The organism is Rhodococcus sp. IC4_135 (assembly GCF_011602025.1).
GTDB lineage: Bacteria > Actinomycetota > Actinomycetes > Mycobacteriales > Mycobacteriaceae > Rhodococcus_F > Rhodococcus_F baikonurensis.
The window spans coordinates 1-2,170 of sequence record NZ_JAAOLG010000081.1 but is presented as its reverse complement, the minus strand read 5'-3'; the positions used below and the strand labels follow the sequence as shown (position 1 = coordinate 2,170).

2 protein-coding genes and 1 pseudogene are annotated in these 2,170 nt (G+C 57.1%); 2 read left to right on the top strand and 1 reads right to left on the bottom strand.

Annotation, left to right across the window (positions count from 1 at the left end; translation table 11 throughout):
• Positions 1-514: pseudogene (locus G8767_RS34870) on the top strand (hypothetical protein); the annotation flags it as partial.
• Entirely contained in the window at positions 511-1,110 is a 600-nt protein-coding gene (locus tag G8767_RS34865) for a DUF6262 family protein (protein ID WP_047269065.1), read from the top strand. The pseudogene G8767_RS34870 and the gene G8767_RS34865, both read left to right, overlap by 4 nt.
• A 43-nt stretch (positions 1,111-1,153) precedes the next feature.
• Here the strand turns inward: G8767_RS34865 and G8767_RS34860 are convergent, their stop codons facing one another.
• Complete coding sequence (locus tag G8767_RS34860) at positions 1,154-1,786, bottom strand: HNH endonuclease family protein (RefSeq protein ID WP_240953005.1); 633 nt, start codon at positions 1,784-1,786, stop codon at positions 1,154-1,156.
• Between the last annotated feature and the right edge of the window lie 384 nt (positions 1,787-2,170).

Below are 2,170 nucleotides of genomic sequence, written 5' to 3'. Positions count from 1 at the left end.
TTTCTCCGTCACACTCAAACGTAAACGCCAAGCCACCGAGGAGATTTCGAAGTTCGCGATCGACAGGCACGGACGACCGGCGGGATTCACGTCGGTAACGGAGTACGAGCGACAGTCGGTGGCCGTGCCCTTCGGAAACTGCACCGAACCCTCGAACATCAAAGCCGGCGGCCAACACTGCCCGATCCGATTCCAGTGCGCAGGATGCTCCTTCTACCGACCGGACCCGTCCTACCGGCCCGCAATCGAGCAGCATCTCGCAGAGCTGCGCACAGACAAAGAAACTGCAATCGCCACCGACTCCGCGTCGTGGGTGATCACCAACTTCGACGCCCAAATTCACGCGTTCACGGACGTCATCTCGTCGATGGACGCAATGCTTGCCGACCTGCCCGCAGACCAACGCGCGGTCATCGACAACGCCTCCCGCGAACTGAGGAAAGCGAGGACCGCAGCTGCCTTCATACCGCTCGAGTCCGTAACCACCCACACGAACGAGGACGAACAACGATGACTGCCGATGACCGTGACATACGAACCCAACGGCTCATCGCCTCCCGTCGACGTGACAGCGCTGACAAACAACGCAGAACGCTGACAGTCATCGCCGACCTCTCATCCGCTGGCGAACGCATCAACATCAGCGAAATAGCGCGTCGCGCAGGCGTTTCTCCATGGTTCATCTACAACACCGCAGCAATTCGAACCGCCGTCGAACGCGCCACAGAAGAGCACTCCCACACCGCCACCAGAAGCAGCGCCGGACGCACGTCCGCTACGGCGGACAGTCTTCACGCCGAACTGTTGATGGCGCGTGAGGAAGTTCGGGCGCTACGAACGGACCGAACCAAGCTCGAGACCAAAGTGCAACTACTACTCGGCAACCAACTCGAACACCTGCCGCACGACACACTGCTCGCCCGTATCCACGAGCTCGAACAGATAGCAGCCGAGCTGCGCTCGGACCTCGACTCCGAACGCAGACGCGCCGACACCATGACAACACGAACCGAAGAACTCCAGGACGAGCTCACCGCCGCCCGCGCCTCACTCAAAAGGATGGTTCAAAGCGTTTCTCCAGCACGACGAATCGAAGCAATCGGCACATAAGAACACACCCCAGCAAGCATCGGAATCTACGCGGAACTGTGAATCAACACGCGGACAATACGGCAGACATCGCATCCTTCTCTGCTTGAGTCACCCACAGGCGGTAGACCGACTTCACCGTGATCTGCTTCGAGACGTAGGTGCATCGGTACGCCTTGTTCGGGGGAAGCCAGGATGCGGCATCGGAATCAGACTTCTTCGCGTTCGTCGGTCCATCCACCGGGATCAGATTTCGGGGATCGTTCGCCAGATTCGTGCGCTCCTGAAGACTCAATTGTTGCGCACCCTTCTGCCACGAATCGCTCAACGCGACCACATGGTCAATCTGAACCGCAGTCGAAGTATCCTGTCCCCGAACAAAATTGATCGTCTTTCCAGTGTAAGGATCAGCCAACGTGCCAGAGAGAACAACACATTGCTTCTTTCCTTCTTTGAAGACCACGTCAGTCAGCCGCGAAGCCAACAGATTATTGCGCGTATCGCACCCGTCATGCCCGAACTCCACATCGACATCATCAGACCATGCCTGACCGAACTGATCTCTGCTGTAACCAGTTTTCGGAGCACGCCCCTTCACCGGAAGCGTCTCCAACAGCGCAACGGAAGAAGCCACATCAACATCGTGCTGACCAGGGCTATCCACAGACAACGATCCTGCTGGGATCACATCCGCCAACGTCGTACTGCAACCGGAAATCGACAACCCGACCAAGGCAGTGACGGCAACCAGGAGGGAACGGGAACGCACCAAGCGACTATGCAACGTCAAACTCCTAAATCATATGCAGTGCAGAGGATCTGCACTCTTATCAACAAAACTCATGAGGATGATTGTCGGGAAATCCCGACATCAGACCAGGTGTGCTACACATCCACCGAACCCAATCAACCGGCCACGTGCGTGATTGAACATGCCATCGTCCCTATCCGTGCGGTCGAACCGGTCGACCGTCACACGAACTGACCATCGTCACTCACATAACTCACACCGTCGACATCGAACAATGGGGGCCTACCAGCAAGGTTTTGAGATATGTCAAAACTGCGTGCAGATAATGCG

Coding starts and splice junctions, on each gene's coding strand:
- G8767_RS34865 (WP_047269065.1), top strand. CDS start 511: ATGACTGCCGATGACCGTGACATACGAACCCAACGGCTCATCGCCTCC.